This window comes from Novosphingobium sp. (assembly GCF_036733805.1).
Lineage (GTDB): Bacteria > Pseudomonadota > Alphaproteobacteria > Sphingomonadales > Sphingomonadaceae > Novosphingobium.
The window spans coordinates 1-17,606 of sequence record NZ_DAIMZT010000019.1 but is presented as its reverse complement, the minus strand read 5'-3'; the positions used below and the strand labels follow the sequence as shown (position 1 = coordinate 17,606).

Annotated in this window: 18 protein-coding genes; 1 reads left to right on the top strand and 17 read right to left on the bottom strand. The window is 62.6% G+C overall.

The genetic code is table 11. The features are described 5' to 3' along the window. Positions 1–4: 4 nt before the first annotated feature. From mraY to V7D69_RS06655, 10 genes are all read right to left on the bottom strand, one after another. Positions 5–1,075, bottom strand: coding sequence for a phospho-N-acetylmuramoyl-pentapeptide-transferase (gene mraY, locus V7D69_RS06700; RefSeq protein WP_324064694.1), 1,071 nt, complete (start codon positions 1,073–1,075; stop codon positions 5–7). Positions 1,076–1,092: 17 nt separating this feature from the next. Further along, entirely contained in the window at positions 1,093–2,574 is a 1,482-nt protein-coding gene (locus tag V7D69_RS06695; protein ID WP_333605403.1) for a UDP-N-acetylmuramoyl-tripeptide--D-alanyl-D-alanine ligase, read from the bottom strand. Between the two features lie 7 nt (positions 2,575–2,581). Next, positions 2,582–4,039, bottom strand: coding sequence for a UDP-N-acetylmuramoyl-L-alanyl-D-glutamate--2,6-diaminopimelate ligase (locus V7D69_RS06690; RefSeq protein WP_324064695.1), 1,458 nt, complete (start codon positions 4,037–4,039; stop codon positions 2,582–2,584). Then, positions 4,036–5,811, bottom strand: coding sequence for a peptidoglycan D,D-transpeptidase FtsI family protein (locus V7D69_RS06685; RefSeq protein WP_324064696.1), 1,776 nt, complete (start codon positions 5,809–5,811; stop codon positions 4,036–4,038). The genes V7D69_RS06690 and V7D69_RS06685 overlap by 4 nt, the downstream gene beginning before the upstream one ends. Beyond that, positions 5,808–6,350, bottom strand: a complete 543-nt coding sequence (locus tag V7D69_RS06680; protein WP_324064697.1) for a hypothetical protein — start codon at positions 6,348–6,350, stop codon at positions 5,808–5,810. The genes V7D69_RS06685 and V7D69_RS06680 overlap by 4 nt, the downstream gene beginning before the upstream one ends. Next, complete coding sequence (gene rsmH / locus V7D69_RS06675) at positions 6,347–7,336, bottom strand: 16S rRNA (cytosine(1402)-N(4))-methyltransferase RsmH (RefSeq protein ID WP_333605389.1); 990 nt, start codon at positions 7,334–7,336, stop codon at positions 6,347–6,349. The genes V7D69_RS06680 and rsmH overlap by 4 nt, the downstream gene beginning before the upstream one ends. Next, the gene (locus tag V7D69_RS06670) at positions 7,333–7,836 is read right to left on the bottom strand and encodes a division/cell wall cluster transcriptional repressor MraZ (protein ID WP_324064699.1); all 504 of its coding nucleotides are present in this window, start codon (positions 7,834–7,836) and stop codon (positions 7,333–7,335) included. Before V7D69_RS06670 ends, rsmH begins: the two co-directional genes overlap by 4 nt. Before the next feature lie 620 nt (positions 7,837–8,456). Then, entirely contained in the window at positions 8,457–8,801 is a 345-nt protein-coding gene (locus V7D69_RS06665; protein ID WP_324063697.1) for a hypothetical protein, read from the bottom strand. Positions 8,802–8,817: 16 nt separating this feature from the next. After that, on the bottom strand, positions 8,818–9,816 hold the full coding sequence (locus V7D69_RS06660; RefSeq protein ID WP_324063720.1) for a cysteine synthase A: 999 nt from the start codon (positions 9,814–9,816) through the stop codon (positions 8,818–8,820). 82 nt (positions 9,817–9,898) lie between these two features. Further along, the gene (locus V7D69_RS06655; protein WP_324063698.1) at positions 9,899–10,216 is read right to left on the bottom strand and encodes a 2Fe-2S iron-sulfur cluster-binding protein; all 318 of its coding nucleotides are present in this window, start codon (positions 10,214–10,216) and stop codon (positions 9,899–9,901) included. A 99-nt stretch (positions 10,217–10,315) separates the two neighbouring features. Between V7D69_RS06655 and V7D69_RS06650 the strand changes: the two genes are divergently transcribed. Further along, complete coding sequence (locus V7D69_RS06650) at positions 10,316–10,933, top strand: DNA-3-methyladenine glycosylase family protein (protein ID WP_324063700.1); 618 nt, start codon at positions 10,316–10,318, stop codon at positions 10,931–10,933. Between the two features lie 15 nt (positions 10,934–10,948). On the opposite strand, the gene ribA is transcribed toward V7D69_RS06650, so the two are convergent. The 7 genes from ribA to V7D69_RS06615 form a co-directional block, all read right to left on the bottom strand. Continuing rightward, complete coding sequence (ribA, locus tag V7D69_RS06645; RefSeq protein ID WP_324063702.1) at positions 10,949–12,007, bottom strand: GTP cyclohydrolase II; 1,059 nt, start codon at positions 12,005–12,007, stop codon at positions 10,949–10,951. 17 nt (positions 12,008–12,024) lie between these two features. Next, positions 12,025–12,813 (bottom strand): exodeoxyribonuclease III, encoded by a 789-nt coding sequence (xth, locus tag V7D69_RS06640; protein ID WP_324063704.1) that lies wholly within the window; start codon positions 12,811–12,813, stop codon positions 12,025–12,027. 356 nt (positions 12,814–13,169) lie between these two features. Continuing rightward, complete coding sequence (locus V7D69_RS06635; RefSeq protein WP_324063707.1) at positions 13,170–13,826, bottom strand: LolA family protein; 657 nt, start codon at positions 13,824–13,826, stop codon at positions 13,170–13,172. 57 nt (positions 13,827–13,883) lie between these two features. After that, positions 13,884–14,051 carry a 50S ribosomal protein L33 gene (rpmG, locus tag V7D69_RS06630; protein ID WP_054945942.1) on the bottom strand — a complete coding sequence of 56 codons (168 nt, stop codon included), beginning with the start codon at positions 14,049–14,051 and terminating at the stop codon, positions 13,884–13,886. A gap of 145 nt (positions 14,052–14,196) precedes the next feature. Further along, positions 14,197–14,991: a polyphosphate kinase 2 gene (gene ppk2, locus V7D69_RS06625; protein ID WP_324063714.1), complete on the bottom strand. Its 795-nt coding sequence runs from the start codon at positions 14,989–14,991 to the stop codon at positions 14,197–14,199. 1 nt (position 14,992) lies between these two features. Further along, entirely contained in the window at positions 14,993–15,805 is an 813-nt protein-coding gene (locus V7D69_RS06620; RefSeq protein WP_324063716.1) for an undecaprenyl-diphosphate phosphatase, read from the bottom strand. Between the two features lie 120 nt (positions 15,806–15,925). Beyond that, a partial coding sequence (locus V7D69_RS06615) for a M13 family metallopeptidase (RefSeq protein ID WP_333605388.1) occupies positions 15,926–17,606 on the bottom strand: 1,681 nt, incomplete at its 5' end.

Genomic DNA, 17,606 nt, shown 5'->3' with positions numbered 1-17,606 from the left:
GCCCCTATCGCAGCTTCAGCGTGGAAAGGCCAATCACAGAAAGAACGATCGAGATAATCCAGAATCGCACGACGACGGTCGATTCCCGCCAACCCTTCTGCTCGAAATGGTGGTGGATCGGCGCCATGCGGAACACACGCCTGCCAGTGCGTTTGAACCAGAACACCTGGATCATGACCGACACCGCCTCAAGCACGAAGAGGCCGCCCACGATCGCAAGCACGATTTCATGATGCGCCGCCACCGCGATCGCGCCGAGCGCGCCGCCGAGGGCCAGCGAGCCGGTATCACCCATGAAAACGGCGGCCGGCGGCGCGTTGAACCACAGGAAGGCCAGGCCCGCACCCATGATGCCGGCGCAGAAGATCGCCAGTTCGCCCACGCCCGGCACGTGCGGAATGCCAAGATAATGGGCATAGTCGACGCGTCCCGCGAGGTAACAGATAATTGCAAAAGTGCCCGCCGCGATAATGACTGGCATGATCGCAAGGCCATCGAGCCCGTCCGTAAGATTTACCGCATTGCCGGCGCCCACGATCACCACGGCCGCGAACACGTAATAGAACGGCCCGAGTGGAATGTACCATCCCGAGAGGAACGGGACGTAGAGGTTGGTGTTGAGTTGCCTGACGATGATGTACGCCGCGATCCCAGCGACGATAAATTCCAGAAGCAAGCGGAGCTTGCTGGAAAGACCCGCGTGATGCCGCTTCGTAACCTTGTCATAATCGTCCATGAAGCCGATCAGGCCGAAGCCGACCGTGACGGAGATGCAGGCCCAGAGGAACGGGTTGCTCATGTCCATGTAAAGCAGCATCGCGCCGGTCAGCGCGGTCAATATCATCAGCCCGCCCATGGTCGGCGTGCCTCGCTTGGCCAGATGAGTCTGTGGCCCATCCTCGCGGATCGGTTGCCCCTTGCCCTGGCGCACGCGCAACATGTTGATGAACTTCGGCCCGATCAGAAGGCCGATGAACAGCGCCGTCATCAGCGCGGCGCCGGAACGGAACGACTGATAGCGAAAGAGGTTGGAAAATCCCTCGAAATGCAACCATTCTGCGATGAGATACAGCATCGTGCGGGGGGTGGCCCCTATCCTTCCTGCTTGCCGAGCGTGGTAACGAGCGAGGCTAGTCCAACCGAATTCGAACCCTTGACCAGGATCACGTCGTCCCGCTCAAGCCCGAATGCGCGCAGGGTCTCGACCGCTTCCCTCACATCCGCGCAATGGGCGAAGGGCACCGGTTTGCCAAGCTCGGAAGTGCCCGATTTCCCCAATTCCTCGGCCAAGGCGGTCATCTCGTCGCCAACCAGCACGGCAAAGTCCACGCCCGCCTCCCGCACCGGACCGGCCAGCGCGGCGTGATAGCCTGGGCCATGACTGCCCAGTTCCTTCATCGCCCCCAGCACGGCGATGCGGCGATGCGCCGGGGTCCGCCCCAACTGCGCCAGCGTAGCGCGCATCGAGGCGGGATTGGCGTTGTAGCTCTCATCGATCAACAGCGCCCTGCGCCGACCTCCATCGTCCGGCTCGCCGCCCGGCACGTCGATCTCGATGCGCGCGCCGCGTCCAGCGAGACCGCCCATCTCCGCTAGCGCGACGCCGGCGGCACCAAGATCGCCCTTCACCGCGCGCACCGCGGCCATTACCGCCAGTGAATTGATGACGTGATGCTCGCCCGGAGCCGCGACGGTGTAACACACGCGCCGGTCGCCCATGTCCACCGTCGCCAGCGAACCGCCACCGATCGCCGCCACGGTATCCAACAAGCGCACATCGGCATCCTTGGCTTTGCCGAACGAGACGACAGTGGCGCCGCAAGCGAGCGCGGCCTCCTTCAGGCGGACGAAATGCGGATTATCCGCCGGCATGACGGCGACGCCGCCCGGTTCCAACCCCTCGAATATCTCCGCCTTGGCGTCGGCAATGGCTTCTTCCGATCCCAGCATCTCGATATGCGCGGGCGCGATCGTGGTGATGACGGCCACGTGTGGGCGCACCTGCCCAGTCAGCACGGCAATCTCTCCCGCATGGTTCATGCCCATCTCGAAGATCGCGAAACGGGCGCGACTGGGCATGCGAGCCAAGCTCAGCGGGACGCCGACATGATTGTTGTAGCTCTTGACCGAGCGGTGGGCGTCGCCCCTGCTCGCGCGATCGAGCGCGGCGAAGATCATCTCTTTCACCCCGGTCTTGCCGACCGAGCCGGTAACACCGATCACCGGTCCGCGGATGCGGGCCCGCGCAGCGGCGCCGATCCGCACCAGCGCGTCCATAGTGTCGTCGACGAGAATATGCGGTCCTTCGACCGGACGGTCGACGAGAACGGCGGCGGCACCCTTGGCAAAGGCCATGTCGATGAAACGATGCCCATCCGTGGTTTCGCCCTTGAGGGCAACGAACAAGTCGCCCGGCTGCACATCCCGGCTGTCAATCTCCACGCCCGATGCGTTAAAATCAGCGCTAGCAGTACCCTTCGCCGCGCGCGCCAGGCTGGCCGAGTCCCACAGCACATGCGCGTTTTCTTCAGTTACTTCGACCGGCCAATCAAGAATGCGGGCAACAGCGTTCATCGTCATTCTACCTCCCAGCGCCAACCATTTCCCTGGCGACCGTGACATCATCGAATGGCAGCACGTGCATGGCCTCGCCACTGCCGATAATCTGCCCCTGTTCATGCCCTTTGCCGGCGACAAGGACGATATCCCCGGCACGAGCCTCTGCGATTGCGGCGCCGATGGCTTCCCGCCGATCACCGATCTCCCTTGCGCCTTTGCCCATGCCCGCCAGCACCATGGCGCGGATCGCCGCCGGATCCTCTCCCCGCGGGTTGTCGTCCGTCACGATGGCGACCTCCGCCCCCTCGCTCGCCACGCGCCCCATTTCCGGGCGCTTGCCCTGGTCGCGATCGCCACCCGCGCCGAACGCCACGATCAGGCGCCCGGCAACGTGAGGGCGCAGTGCAGCGATCGCCGCCTCCAGAGCATCCGGAGTATGGGCATAATCAACATAGACCGGCGCACCCACGGCCGAGATTGCTGCCCGCTCAAGGCGGCCGCGCACCGTCACCAGCCGTTTCATCGCATCGAATGTGGGGTCGGCCTGGCCGCCGGTCGCCAGCACGAGCCCGACGGCCACCAGCGCATTAGCGGCCTGATAAGCACCGATCAACGGCAGATCGATCGCTCTCTTCCGGCCTGCGTGCTCGATTTCCAATTTCTGCCCCAGGCCGCCAGGAGTGCGCCCGAGGAGGCGTATGTCCTCGCCTTTGGCGCCTACCGTCAGCAGTTTCAGCCCTCGCCGGCGGGCATGGTCTATCGCTTTGCCGGACCAGACGTCGTCCGCCCATATCACCGCTGTCCCGTGATCGACCACCACTTCATCGAACAAGCGCATCTTGGCGGCGAAGTAATCGTCCATCGTCGCGTGATAATCGAGGTGATCGCGGCTGAGATTGGTGAAAGCCCCGACGCTGACGCACGGTCCTTCAATACGGAACTGCGACAGTCCATGGCTGGACGCCTCGTAAGCCACATGCGTCACGCCTTCACGGGCCAGGCCGGTAAGATTGGCCAGAAAGGTGACGATGTCGGGCGTCGTAAGGCCGGTCGAGACGCTTTCGTCACTGGTGGTCACACCCAGCGTGCCGATTGAGGCCGCCCGATGTCCCGCCATCCGCCAGAGTTGCCGAGTCAGTTCGACGGTCGAAGTCTTGCCATTAGTGCCGGTGACCGCCGCGAGCGTCTCCGGCACGGGTGTGAAGAATGAGGCCGCGAGCCGCGCGAACAAGCGCCGCGGCTCTCCGTCGGCCAGATGGACGGCGCCCTTCACATCGGCGTCAGGGGCCGCCACGATTGCCGTCGCTCCGGCCTCAACGGCTGCGGCGATAAAGTCCTCGCCATTGAACTTCGCACCGCGAAACGCCCCGAACACCGTACCCGGCGCGACCTTGCGATGATCGATCGCAAAACCGGTCACGTTGGCATCGGGCCCTGCAAAAGCGATATCGGCCTGAGCGCAAAGCGCGGAAAGTTTCATTCGCCCGATGCTCCCTGCGGGATCAGGGGCTTGAGATCGGAAATGTCGATATCTCGCGTCTCGTCAGGCATGATGCCCAGCAAGGGACCGATGCGGGGGATCAGGCGGCCGACCACGGGCGCGGCGTTCCATGCCGCGGTGCGCTGGAATGAGGTCGCCTCGGTTCCTTGAGGTTCGTCCATCATGGCGACAACCACATAACGCGGCTTGTCCATGGGAAACGCGGCGGCAAAGGTGGTGATAAGAGAGTGGCGACGGTAACCGCCTGCGCCCGGCTTCTCGGCAGAGCCGGTCTTCCCGCCGATACGGAAGCCGGAGGCGTCCGCCTTGCGGCCCGTACCGTATTCCACGATCATGCGCAGCAACTGGCGAATGCGCGCGCTGGTGGAAGCCGTGAAAACGCGGCGTCCCGCAGGCACGCTGGACGGATCGAGCTTTCGCAAGGTCGCCGGGCGCCAGATGCCGCCATTCACCATCGCACAATATGCTGCGGCGAGATGAAGCGGAGTCACCGCGATGCCGTGCCCGAACGACACCGTCATAGTGCGCAGCCGGGGCCACTCGCCCGACGGCCAGATCGGAAATCCGCGAGCAGGCAGTTCTATGTAAGGCCGCTCGTTCATGCCCAGCGACTCCATCGTCTTCTTGAGACGCGCGCCCCCTAGTTCGTCGCCGATCTGCGCGGCAACGATATTCGAGGAATGGATCAGCATCTCCGGAATGTTCAGCGAAGACCCGAGATTCTCGTCATCATGAATGGTGAAGCCGGCAATATGCAATGGCGCGGCGGGAAACCGGCGGCTGAGATCGGTGAGGGTGCCGGCGTCAAGCGCGGCTGCCACGGTGATCGGCTTGAATGTGGAGCCCAGTTCGTAAACCTGGTTCGTCACGCGATTGAAGCCGTGGGGAACATCGCCTTCGCGCGCCTGCGCGCTGGTGACCATCATGTCACCGGGCTGGACGTGATTCGGGTCGAACGAGGGGAGGGACGCCAGAGCCAGAACTTCGCCGGTGTCGACGTCCAGGATCACGCCCGCCGCACCTTTGGCCTGACTTAGCGCCATGCCCTTGTTCAGTTCATCCTCAAGCGCGCTCTGCACTCGAAAATCGATCGACAGAACGGACGGGTGAGTGCGCCCTTCCATGCTGGTCAACTGCCCTTCGAACGCCTGCTCCATGCCGATCTGGCCTTTGCCATAGCTGTCGACATAACCCAGCACATGCGCCGCCATCGAGCCTTGCGGATAGAAACGCGTCGTTTCGAGCGGGTATTCGAGCGCCGGTTCGCCCAGAGCGTGAACCTTGTTGGCATCTTCAGGCAGGATCGATTTGCGCAGATAGCCCGGCTTGCCGGCGGTAAGCTTGCCGATCAGTTCACGGCGGTCCAGATCAGGAAAGATGCGGATCAACCCATCCGCCACTTCGTCCGGCGTATGAATCAGCGGGGAGCCCTCCGACATCGCCTTGGGATTGAACCACAGCGAGTACACTCGGAAATCGCGGGCCAACGGCACACCGTTGCGATCGACGATCTCACCCCGGTCTGGGACCAGCGCGTCACTCAGTTCGCCGCGATGCGCACTGGCGCCGGTCACGCCCAGATAAGTAATCCTGCCCAGCGAGCAGATCCCGACTAACACGAATACGCCCAGGACCCACAAGGTACGCAGCTTCGCGACCAGCAGCGAACGCTGCCGAACATTAACAAGCTTGCGCCGCCCCGTGCTAACCGTGGTCGGAATCGCACCAATCGGAAACGCCGGTGCATTCACTGCTGGCTGGCCTCCGCCACTTCGATCTGCGCCAGCCGCTTGCCAAGCGCGGCCGCATCGCGAGACATTTCATCCCGCTCGGGATCGTGCCCGCGAACCGCCTTGGCACCAGCCTCCGGCACGACCGCCACGGTCGCGCCGGTCACCGGCGATACCATCGCCAACAGCCCTGTTCCCGCCTGTTCCGAAGTGGCCTTTTCCGCATTGGCATAGCGGATCGGCTTCGGCGCGCCGGGGCCTGCCGCCATGCCGAGAGCCGCCAGTTGCCGTTCACCCTCAATGTATTGCCCGGCAACCGGCGCCTTGTAGCCAAACTCAAGGTCATTGATCTGCTTGAGCGCCTGCTGGTTCGAGCGCGTCTGGAACTCGGTCTGGAGGAAGTCGATATCCTGCTGCACCCAGACGATCCGCCTTTCGGTGTCGTGGACCTGGCTCTTCACCGCGTTGACTCGCAGCGTCAGCGCGATCGTCAAGGCACCGCAAATGAGCAATACCGAGACCCAGCCGATCGAACGAATGCGGTCGCTGGTCAGATTCATGCGGCACTCCTATGGAAAGCTCTCGCGGGGGCATCGGTACGCACGGCGCTGCGCAAAGTGGCGGAACGGGAGCGAGGGTTGGCGACAAGCTCAGCCTCGCCTGGACGCACGGCCTTCGCCACCTGAGCAAATGTCGGAGCTTTGCCTGCCACTGTCTGCGGCAAATGGCGGGACGCGGCCTGCCCCCCGCCGCTGGCATGCCGCAGGAAATGCTTCACCTTGCGATCCTCAAGGCTATGAAAGGTCACCACAGCCAATCGTCCGCCGGCACGCAGCAACGCCTCGGCCGCCTCCAACCCCGCGTCGAGTTCATCGAGTTCACCGTTCACATGAATGCGGATTGCCTGAAAGCTGCGGGTCGCCGGGTCCTTGGGAGCGCCGGGACGGTGGCCCAGGGCCTTGCGCACGACGCGCGCGAGTTCTGCCGTCGTGGAAAGCGGCCGCGCGGCCACTATAGCGCGCGCGACGCGCCGTGACTGGCGCTCTTCGCCATGGAGATAAAGCACGTCGGCGATCTGGGCCTCGTCAGCCGTATTGAGGAAGTCCGCGGCCGAAGGACCTTCCTGGCTCATGCGCATGTCGAGCGGTCCATCGGAGGCGAAGGCGAAGCCGCGACCGGCCTGATCCAGTTGCATGGATGAGACCCCGATATCCATGACGACGCCGTCAACGGTCTTCACGCCGACCTCGACCAGCGCCTCCTTCATTTCCGAGAAGCGGCGCAGGTGAAGGACCAGCCGGGGGGGAGTGGTATCCAGTTCAGGCCATCGGGCAGGATTGGCCCGGACCGCCGCGATCGCATCGGGATCACGGTCGAAAGCATGAACCGTCGCACCCGCATCAAGCAAACGGCGCGTGTAACCGCCCGCCCCCAGCGTAGCATCGACAATGAGGTCGCCGCGCTGGGGGTTCAGCGCGGCGACCACCTCCTCGAGGAGCACGGGAACGTGCGGTGAATGCTTGGCGATCTGCGAAGGGACGCTCATTTCTTCTTCGCCCTGGTCAGTTCGGCCGTGGCGAACGAACGGCAGGTAGCGATCACCCCTTCCATTTCTGGATCGCTCGCGAGCTTGTAGAGTTCGTCAGGATTCCAGATGGTGATGAAGCGACCAACACCCTGAAAGAACAGCTGATCCTGGATATTGGCGAGGCCGCTCACAGTTTCAGGCATGACGAAACGGCCGCTGCCGTCAAAGGGCACTTGCGTAAAGGTGTAAAGCTGCATCGCCCGCTTGTCGCGATTGAACGATCGGCCGGCAGCGTCCGCGCGAGCTTCCTCAACATCAAGTTGGGTCTCGAAATCATCCACACGTGAAAGACCGAAACCTACGAGGCACTTCCATTCCGGATGCTTGGCCAGGCAGATCACATCCTTGCCGCTTGAATCGCGCACGGTGGAACGAAGCGCGTTAGGCAGGACGAAGCGGTTCTTATCGCGTAAAAGCGAGAAGCCCTGTCCGCTGTATATGTATGGCTGCCCCGCCATGCCCCGCTTCACCCCAAGGTATCGTCTCGAATGACATCTCCTCGCCCCGCCGCACCAAAGCGGTGGGGTTCCGCACTCATAAGAATGCGGCAGAATCAGCCATTTCGATTGACTGTTTTCATATAACGGGAAATGTGGGGATGAAAGGGAAATGTGGGGAAAGACGGGAATTTATCCACGAACAGGCGCAATTTCCATAAAGCCGGCTGCCCTCCCCACTGCAGGCGAGGATGGAAATTTACCATCAACACGCAGGAAAAACGTGCATTTTGTCGGCGGAAAGGTCGTTTCCCTCTCCCGATAGAACATCCCGCCCAATCCCCAGCCCGGTGCCGAAACGCTGGAACAAAAGGTCGGCCCACCCCCAAATATCGCCAGAATCTTCCACTTTTCCTTCCCGCACCAGGCGTAGCCACCGTCCGTATCGTGCACGGCAGGGGATTTCCGGATTTCCCGCAAGAACTCAAAAAGCCATCCCCGAAAATCCCGGACGCTGCCGAGGACGTGCGCAAGTGCGTGCGAACAAACAAACAGTGAGCGCGGCCGCCCGACGATGCAGGTCAGATTCCATAATCATCGCGCTGAGAACCCGCGCGATCCCCAGCCCGACCGTACCGCCTTTAATGGCGCGATGGATTGACGGGTTCGGTGGCTTCAGCGCCTGGCGTGGGGCTGGGGTCGGCAGCTGGAACCACGCCGATGTCGGCAAGCGGGTCCGTGGCCGCCTTCGTCGGTTTGGCATCCACTGCCACGACGTCGTGAATCGGGTCCTTGGTGTCGGTCAGCTTGGCGCGGTCCATGATGATGTTGGCCAGTCCGACGATCAGCAGCATCGTGCAAAGTCCGAAAAGGCCCACCTGCAGCCGCTGCACCGCCTGCGCGCGAAGCTCGCGCGCGGTGGGCGCGGCAAAATGCTGCGGTGTAATGATCGGTTCGATCAGATGCGACGGAAGCTTTCCTGCCATCGACCGAACATGTACCTCAGCTGGCCAGCCAAGGGAAGACCGGGAGACCTTTCACCTCTAACCAGGTCGGATTGTAAAGCGACGAAAGATACCGGAAGCCCGTGTCGCACAGGATGGTGGCGATCCGCGAGCCGCGCCCCAGTTGCCTGCCCAGCGCCATCGCCCCTGCAACGTTGATGCCTGAGGATAGGCCGAGACACAGGCCCTCCTCAGCAAGCAGGCGGCGCACCCATTCCAGGCCCTCTTCATCGGAGACGCGAAATTGCGTGTCGATCGGCGCGCCTTCCAGATTCGCGGTGATCCGGCCCTGCCCGATACCCTCGGCGACGGACGACCCTTCCGCCTTCAGCTCTCCGCAGGCGTAATAGCTATAAAGTGCGGCGCCATGCGGGTCGGTCAGCGCGATCGTGATCTTCTCATCAAACGCCTTCAGCCCCATGCCCGTGCCTGCGATGGTGCCGCCGGTTCCCGCGGCGCAAGTAAAGCCGTCAATACGGCCATCCATCTGCTGCCACAGTTCAGGCGCGGTGCTTTCTATATGAGCCTTGCGGTTGGCGATATTGTCGAACTGGTTCGCCCAGATGGCGCCTTCGGTTTCCTCGGCCAACCGGCGCGACGTATGCACGAAATGTCCGGGATTGGAGAATGGCGCCGCCGGAACCAGTACGAGCTCGGCCCCCAACGCGCGCAAAGTATCCATCTTCTCGCGCGATTGCGTTTCGGGCATGACGATCACGGTCTTATAGCCCAGGGCGTTTGCAACCAGCGCCAGGCCGATCCCGGTATTCCCCGCCGTACCCTCCACAATCGTGCCGCCGGGCTTGAGCGTTCCCCGCGCCTCGGCGTCGCGCACGATCCAGAGCGCAGCGCGATCCTTCACTGACGCGCCGGGATTGGCAAATTCACACTTGCCCCAGATCTCACACCCCGCCGCCTCGCTCGGACCCTTGAGCAGAACGAGCGGCGTGTTGCCGATAAGATCGAGAGTGGAGCGCTTTGCTTGCGGTGCAGTCATGCGGTCGAAAGTAGGAAGACCGGAGGCATGGCGCAAATGAATTGCGCCTTACCCCCTGCAAGTCCGTCTTGCCGCGCGCCGATCAATCTTCCTGCGCGATGGTTATCGTGCAGCCTTCCAGCGCGGAAGTGATCGGAATCTGGCAGGAAAGGCGCGAATATTCGTTCCGATGATCCGAGCTGTCGAGCAGGTCGTTTTCATCGTCGGTCATCTTCGGCAGCTTGTCGACATATGCCGGATCGATATGAACGTGACAGGTGGCGCAGGAGCAGCAGCCGCCGCAAAGCGCCAGCAACTCGTCAAAGCCGGCATCGCGGATGACTTCCATCAAGGTCCGGCCTTCAGCGGCCTCGACACTGGATTCCTCACCCGAATGATTGACGACGGTAATCTGCGGCATGCTCAAATCCCTTTGACATTCGATGCATCACAATACGGCGTATGCGCGTTCGCCGCAGGCTGCTAAAGGCTGCCACCCGCTTTTGCAAGGTAGCCGATCATGGGGCTTACTGCCGACCAGCTGAAATCCGGCCTGGACGCCATCGCCGCGTCGGAACCGGCGATGGCGCGCGCGCTGGAGATCGCGGGATATCCTCAGCCGCGAATCCGCCCCACCGGATATGCCACATTGCTTCGCACGATCGTTGGCCAACAAGTCAGCGTCGCCGCCGCCGCTTCCGTATGGAGCCGGCTTGAAGCGCTGCTCGGGGAAGGACTGCCGCCAGATGCGCTGCTCGCTGCGGAGTTCGAAGCCTTGCGCGCCTGCGGCCTCTCGCGCCAGAAACAGGGCTACGCGCGATCGCTGTGCGAACTCGTGACCGCCGGCGCACTGGATTTCGACGCCCTGCCCCCCGATGATGAGGAGGCGATCGCTCGGCTCGTGCAAATCAAGGGGATCGGACGCTGGTCGGCCGAGATCTATCTTCTGTTCGCCGAAGGGCGGCCGGATATCTGGCCGGCCGGAGACCTTGCCGTGCAAGCCGGACTGCACCGCATCCTTGGCCTGGGGGTGCGCCCCGGCGAGAAAGAAGCACGCGCCCTGGCCGAACGCTGGCGCCCGCATAGAGGGGCGGCCGCGATCTTCACCTGGCACTGCTATAACAACGCGGCGTTGTAATCCGACGCACCTGCTTCAAAGCAAATGGCCGGTCCGGTCCCGCTTGGTCTTCAGGTAGCGGACGTTGTGGGGATTGGGGGGAAGCCGATGCGGCACCCGCTCCACCACATCGACGCCCACTTCGCGCAGCGCTGCCACTTTCGCGGGATTGTTGGTCATGAGCCGGATCGAATGGACACCTAGAAGTTCGAGCATTCGAGCCGCCACCGGAAAGTCGCGCGCTTCCGTTGGCAGGCCAAGCCGATTGTTGGCGTCAACCGTGTCGAAGCCCTGGTCCTGCAGGCGATAGGCGCGCAGCTTGTTCACCAGGCCGATGCCCCGCCCTTCCTGCCTGAGGTAAAGCAACACACCCCAGCCGCCCTTCCCGGCCTCCTGCGCCATGGCGCGCAAGGCAGCATCCAGTTGCGGGCCGCAATCGCATTTTAAGCTGCCGAGAATATCGCCGGTAAGGCATTCTGAATGCAGCCGCACCAACGGCGGCCGATCGCCGTCCTGCACGCCGATGACAAGTGCAACATGTTCGCGCAGATCATCCAGTGCGCGAAAGGCCACGATCTCGGCTTCCTCGCAAGCCGCCACGGGCAGCCGCGCGCGCGAGGCGATCTGCAGCCGGCGCGTGTCCTTCCATTCGGCAAGATCAGCCGGGGAAACGTTTTGGATGTCCCCCTCCAGACCGGGGTCCACGAGGAAAGCCGGCAGAATACCCGCGAGCCGCGCCAGTTCCATGGCCGTGCGGGCGACCTCGACATCATCTATGTGCTCCGCCGCGAATGGGCCTTTCAGCGGGTGCACCAGATCGAGCGCGGGGTCCGCCACGGCGCGAGCGGTTTCAAGATCGAATGGTTCGGCCGCGCGGATCAACACCGGCGCTTCGGGAACGGCTGCCTCGCGCTGGTTCGCGAGCTTCAGCGTCACCGCGCGTGCTGCCGAGATCAGCATGCGAGGGGCTACGACGCCGGACGCAAAGCCGGTTTCAGCGGCGAGCAGCACCGCGCCTCCGCCTACCCGAATCGGCCAACCGTGGCGCAGCGCATCAAGCACCAGCGCCACCCGCCGCGCACCGGGCGAAGGCAAGGAGGCGCGCTGTTCGTTCAGAGATCAAACTCCGTGATGAGCGGCACGTGATCGCTGGGCTGATCCCACCGCCGCGTTTCCTCCACAAACCGGTGAGCGGTGGCTTGCGATGCCAGTTCCGGAGAGGCCCACATATGATCGAGGCGGCGCCCCTGATCCTTCTGACGCCAGTAGCTGCGGTAGGACCACCATGAATAATTGCGTTCAGGCGCCGGAAGGAACCGGCGCCCCAGATCGACCCATCCATGCGCATTTTGAAACCGCGTCAGCGTTTCGACCTCTATTGGCGTATGACTGACGACCTTTATCAGGGCCTTGTGGTCATAAACGTCGCATTCCAGCGGCGCGATATTGAAATCGCCGACGATCAGGGTGGGACGGTCGATCTTGTCGGCCCAGCGCGTCATCCGTTCAAGGAAATCGAGCTTCTGACCAAACTTAGGATTGACCTCGCGATCGGCGATGTCGCCGCCGGCCGGAATATAAACGTTCTCCAGCACCAGACCGCGCCCTGCGCCCTGCAGTTCCACCCCGATATGGCGCGCCTCTCCATTGTCCTGCCAGTCGTGCCGGCTGAACTCGGCGAAGGGAACCTTGGATACGGTGGCCACGCCGTGATAGCCCTTCTGCCCGTGAACGGCGCGGTAGGTGTAGCCCAGCCGGTCGAACATCTCGTGCGGAAAGAGAGGCTCGACCACCTTGATTTCCTGCAGGCAGAGCACATCCGGCGCTTGCTCGGTCAGGAACCGTTCAACCTGATCTAGACGAAGGCGGACCGAATTGATGTTCCAGGTGGCGATCTTCATAAGCCGGCTTTAGGGACGCCCCCGCCGAAATGCCAGAGGCCCTTCGACAGGTGCCTGCAAGCAGCCAGAGAGAAGAGCGATCAGGGGGAGAGGGCTTTCAATCGAAGGACTAACGATTATCCCGAAAACAGAAAACCCTCGAGCCGGGGGCAGAGGCTCGAGGGTTCCTGTAAGCGTTCGTCACGCTAATCAGCACGGCGGGTTCAGGAGACGTGGGCAACAGGGGGGAAACCCGTCTCAAGCCGTACTGACGAGTTCAATCTAGACCCGATTGCCTTGCTGCCAAGTGAACGAAATTCAGGAAAGTGTCGCGGCTTGTCGCGGCCCGAGCACGGGTAACGACGAACCGGTTTTCGTCATCGACGAGTCTGCGGACGCGGATCGTTCCAACGGAAATCGTTGTCGCTCACCGGCACGCCATAGCGGTGGTTGGATAGCGCCACGGTGGTCCGCTGATTCTGCGAATCAAGGGCGACCCAATAGCTGAGTTCCAGCCCGCCGGGCGCTGATGCATTGCGCGTGAAGATCAGGGTTATCACCCCATATTCGGGGTGCGACGAATCCCGCACCTCCACGCTGGTGACGTTAGGATTGCCCGTGGACATCACCCGGCCATATTTCGCAACGTCCCGACGGGGATCAAGCAGCGCCCCGAGCGGGCTGTTGCTGATCGGCCAGCGCTGCACTTGCCTGACCGCGTAATCCACGAGGGTAAGCGCCCTGCCGTCGCCCACGATTAGCATCTGGGCGCTCTTTTCATATTGAAAACGGATTCGCCCCGGTCGCTTGAGCGTAAGCGTGCCGCGCAGCACCTGTCCCTTTCGGTCAGTCTGGACGAAATCGGCCTTCATGGTTGAAATGCCGCGCAGCGCGGCGACCGCCTGATCGAGTTGCCGGGCATCTGCGGCATCCACGGCTGCGGCTTGCGCCGCCGAAGGTATGGCAGGAACGAAAAGCGCGGCCATCAGGGCCGCGCTCACGCAGGTGCGAAAAGTCTTGGTCAGGTTTTTCATGGCCGAGTCCCTATGTACGCAGCCTTGAACCAAATCTGAATCGTAAGGTTCGAAGCCTTACTTGATCTTCGCTTCCTTAAATTCCACATGCTTGCGCACGACGGGATCGTACTTGCGGAAGCTCATCTTCTCGGTCGTGTTCCGGGGATTCTTCTTGGTGACATAGAAAAATCCGGTGTCGGCGGTCGAGACCAGACGGATCTTGACGGTTGCGGGCTTCGCCATGGCGGGTTCCTGTAACTTCTCGTTTGAGCCGCCCTGGCAGGTCGGCCTGTCCGTTGAAAAACTTCAGGGCGGCAACGACGCGCCGCCCCTTCAAGGCTGCGGCCCATGCGTCAGCAACGGCGCAAAGTCAAGCGGAAGGGAGCCTTCAAGCCAACCGAAACGGCTTGATCGGCTCCAGAACGCCGAATTTCTCCTTCTTCGGCTTTTCGTCCAGCGACGGCATGTCCAGATCGACCGGATCGCAGCGGGTATCAGGCAACCGATCCAGGAGGTTCCGAATCAGTGTCAGCCGCCCCAGCTTCTGATCGTTGAAGTCCACCAGGGTCCAGGGCGCGTGGTGCGTATGCGTCGCTTCCAGCATCTTTTCCCTCGCCTTGGTATATTCCTGGTATTTCTCCCGCGCCGCGACATCGATGGGTGAGAGCTTCCAGCGTTTGAGCGGATCATCGAGCCGTTCGTGCAGGCGCTGCTCCTGCTCTTCCTGATCGCAAGTGAGCCAATATTTGAAGAGCAGGATGCCATCTTCGACAAGCAGCTTCTCGAAGACCGGCGCATCGCGCAAAAACGCCTCCACCTGCCGGTCGGTGGCGAAACCCATAACTTTTTCCACACCGGCGCGATTGTACCACGATCGGTCGAACAGGATGATCTCGCCCGGCGCGGGAAGATGAGGCACGTAGCGCTGGAAATACCATTGCCCCTGCTCACGCTCGCTGGGTGCGGGCAACGCGACGGTGCGGCACTGGCGAGTGTTGAGATGTTCGGAAATGGCATGAATCACGCCGCCCTTGCCCGCGGTGTCGCGCCCTTCGAACAGGATCACGATCCGCGCGCGCCTGGCGCTGGCCCAGCGGGTTACGCCAACCAGTTCCTCCTGCATCGGCTCCAGCAGGGCCTGGTATTCCTTGTGCTTCAGGGAATGGCCGGGGCCCTTGCCCATGTCAGACCCTTGCAAGCAGGAACAGGGCGGCGGCCCCGGCAAGGATGCGATACCAGGCGAACGGCGCGAACCCCGATCGGCTGACAAAGGCCATGAACGCCTTGATGACGACCAGAGCGACCACGAAGGCCACGAAAAACCCGATCGCGATCTGGTTCCAGCCGACCGGCCCGATGCCGGCGGCCAGGTCATGCCGCGCGCCCCACAGTTCCAGCGTCGTAGCGCCCATCATTGTCGGCACGGCCAGGAAGAAGCTGAACTCGGCAGCGGTGCGCCGCTCGATCCCCATGGCGAGCGCGCCCATGATCGTCGCGCCGGAACGGCTTACGCCGGGGATCATGGCCAGGCACTGCGCCGCGCCGACGCCGACGCACTTGACCAAGGGCAACTCGGCCACGCCGGTGAGCGGTCCCTGTCTCGCCACTTTCTCGATCGCAAGGATAGCAATGCCGCCGACGATCAGCGCCCAGGCGACGACGCCCGCCTGCCCCAGCAGCGCCTCGATATAATGCTTAAGGGCGAAACCGATCACCGCGGAGGGCAGGAATGCGACCAGCACGTTGCGCACGAAGCGGACTGACACGGCGTTGAACTTGAGCAGCCCCATCCCTACGGCCCAGAACGTGCGCCAGAACTGAACGATTACTGCCAGGATCGCGCCGAGCTGGATCACGATGTTGAACGTCGCCCACTGCGCGGCATCATAACCGAACAGCTTCGTGGCGAGAATGAGATGCCCGGTCGATGAAACCGGCAGGAACTCAGTGAGGCCCTCGACAATGCCGAGGAGGATCGCGGTAAAGGTCAGGTCCATCGGTGGCAGGTCATGCCCGACGCGCGGCGCAAGTCAAGCGGAGCCGCATGCTGCGATGCGAAAAAATGGGTCGGGAAGTGCAATGGCTCGTCCCGGACGTGCGCCGGGACGAACGCAAACTCACCAAATGCGCACGCGCTGGTCAGGGGCCAGATAGAGCTTGTCACCCGGCTTCACGTCGAACGCCTTGTACCATTCGTCAAAGTTGCGGACGATTCCGTTGATCCGGTAATGCGGCGGCGAATGGGGATCGATGACGAGATACTGACGCGCCTGCTCTTCACGCACCTTGCTGCGCCACACTTGCGCCCAGGCCATGAAAAAGCGCTGATCTCCGGTCACGCCGTCAATCACCGGCGCCTCCTTGCCGTTCAGCGAGAGCCGGTAAGCGCGGTAAGCGAGGCTGAGGCCGCCCAGGTCGCCGATGTTTTCACCCAACGTCAGCTTGCCGTTGACACATGTCTTGCCGTTGTCGAACGGACAGAACGCATCGTACTGCGCGGCCAGCTTGTCCTGCAGTTTCTCGAACGCAGCCTTGTCCTTCGTCGTCCACCAGTCGCGCAGGTTGCCCGCCGCGTCGGCCTTGGCCCCCTGATCGTCGAAGCCATGGCCCATCTCATGGCCGATGACGGCGCCGATCGCACCATAGTTGACCGCCGGATCAGCTGAGAGGTTAAAGAACGGCGGCTGCAGGATCGCGGCGGGAAAGACGATCTCATTGAAGGTCGCGTCGTAGTAGGCATTCACCGTTTCCGGCAGCATCTGCCATTCGGTCCGGTCCACCGGCTTGCCGATCCGGTTCATGTCGTAATTGTTCTGCCACTCGTCGGCAGCGACAGTATTGCGCAGCGGATCGGTTGGCGAGAAGGTCAGGCCCTCATATTCCTTGAACTTGTCAGGCGCGCCGATCTTGGTGGTGAAAGCGGCAAGCTTGGCTTCAGCCTGCTTGCGCGTTTCAGGGCTCATCCAGGAAAGATCGGCAAGGTTTGCCTGCATCGCCTTGCGCAAATTGGCGACGAGCTTCTCCATCGCTGCCTTCTGCTCGGGCGGATAGTATTTTTCGGCGTAGAGCTTGCCCAGCAATTCGCCGGCCTCGCTCTCCACCGCGCTGATGCCGCGCTTCCAGCGGGCCCGCTGCTCGGGTTGGCCGGTCAACGTCTTGCCATAGAAGGCGAACGTCGCCCGGTCGATGTCGCCGGGCAGCACAGCAGCATGCGCGCTTAAGAAATGTGCCGCGAGCCATGCCTGCCATGTTGCAAGGGGCGCGGAATCGATCAGCTTCAGCAGCGCGGGCATACCGGGGCCGAAAAGCGCTTGAGCTTTTGTCGCATCGATCCTGGCGGCCTTCAGCTCTTCGGGCGTCGGGGGCATCTCGCCAACGATGACGTATTCCGCCTTGCCCGCGCCGGCGGCGACCATCAGAGCCTTGGCGAGGCCGGGCGATCCCAGCGCCTCGAACTCGGCGCGCGAGAGTTTGTTATAAGTCAGATCGGGGTTGCGCGCGGCGGCACGGTCCCAATCGGTCTGCGCGATCTGCGTCTCTAGCGAAAGCACGGCGCCAGCAGCCTTGTCTGGGTCCGCATATCCCGCTTTGCCCAGCAGGAAAGCGAGATAAGCGAGATACTTCGCCCGTATGTCCTGCGAGCGCGCGTCGTTCTTCAGGTAATAGTCCCGATCAGGCAGGCCGAGCCCGCCGACATTGGCGTGCAGCGCGTAGACATCGGACTGTTTCTCGTCAGCACTCACCGCCATCGTCACGGGAGAAGCATAGCCGGGCGCGCCAAACAGTTTGACCAGATCC

Coding starts and splice junctions, on each gene's coding strand:
- mraY (WP_324064694.1), bottom strand. CDS start 1,075: ATGCTGTATCTCATCGCAGAATGGTTGCATTTCGAGGGATTTTCCAAC.
- V7D69_RS06695 (WP_333605403.1), bottom strand. CDS start 2,574: ATGAACGCTGTTGCCCGCATTCTTGATTGGCCGGTCGAAGTAACTGAA.
- V7D69_RS06690 (WP_324064695.1), bottom strand. CDS start 4,039: ATGAAACTTTCCGCGCTTTGCGCTCAGGCCGATATCGCTTTTGCAGGG.
- V7D69_RS06680 (WP_324064697.1), bottom strand. CDS start 6,350: ATGAATCTGACCAGCGACCGCATTCGTTCGATCGGCTGGGTCTCGGTA.
- rsmH (WP_333605389.1), bottom strand. CDS start 7,336: ATGAGCGTCCCTTCGCAGATCGCCAAGCATTCACCGCACGTTCCCGTG.
- V7D69_RS06670 (WP_324064699.1), bottom strand. CDS start 7,836: ATGGCGGGGCAGCCATACATATACAGCGGACAGGGCTTCTCGCTTTTA.
- V7D69_RS06665 (WP_324063697.1), bottom strand. CDS start 8,801: ATGGCAGGAAAGCTTCCGTCGCATCTGATCGAACCGATCATTACACCG.
- V7D69_RS06660 (WP_324063720.1), bottom strand. CDS start 9,816: ATGACTGCACCGCAAGCAAAGCGCTCCACTCTCGATCTTATCGGCAAC.
- V7D69_RS06655 (WP_324063698.1), bottom strand. CDS start 10,216: ATGCCGCAGATTACCGTCGTCAATCATTCGGGTGAGGAATCCAGTGTC.
- V7D69_RS06650 (WP_324063700.1), top strand. CDS start 10,316: ATGGGGCTTACTGCCGACCAGCTGAAATCCGGCCTGGACGCCATCGCC.
- xth (WP_324063704.1), bottom strand. CDS start 12,813: ATGAAGATCGCCACCTGGAACATCAATTCGGTCCGCCTTCGTCTAGAT.
- V7D69_RS06635 (WP_324063707.1), bottom strand. CDS start 13,826: ATGAAAAACCTGACCAAGACTTTTCGCACCTGCGTGAGCGCGGCCCTG.
- rpmG (WP_054945942.1), bottom strand. CDS start 14,051: ATGGCGAAGCCCGCAACCGTCAAGATCCGTCTGGTCTCGACCGCCGAC.
- ppk2 (WP_324063714.1), bottom strand. CDS start 14,991: ATGGGCAAGGGCCCCGGCCATTCCCTGAAGCACAAGGAATACCAGGCC.
- V7D69_RS06620 (WP_324063716.1), bottom strand. CDS start 15,805: ATGGACCTGACCTTTACCGCGATCCTCCTCGGCATTGTCGAGGGCCTC.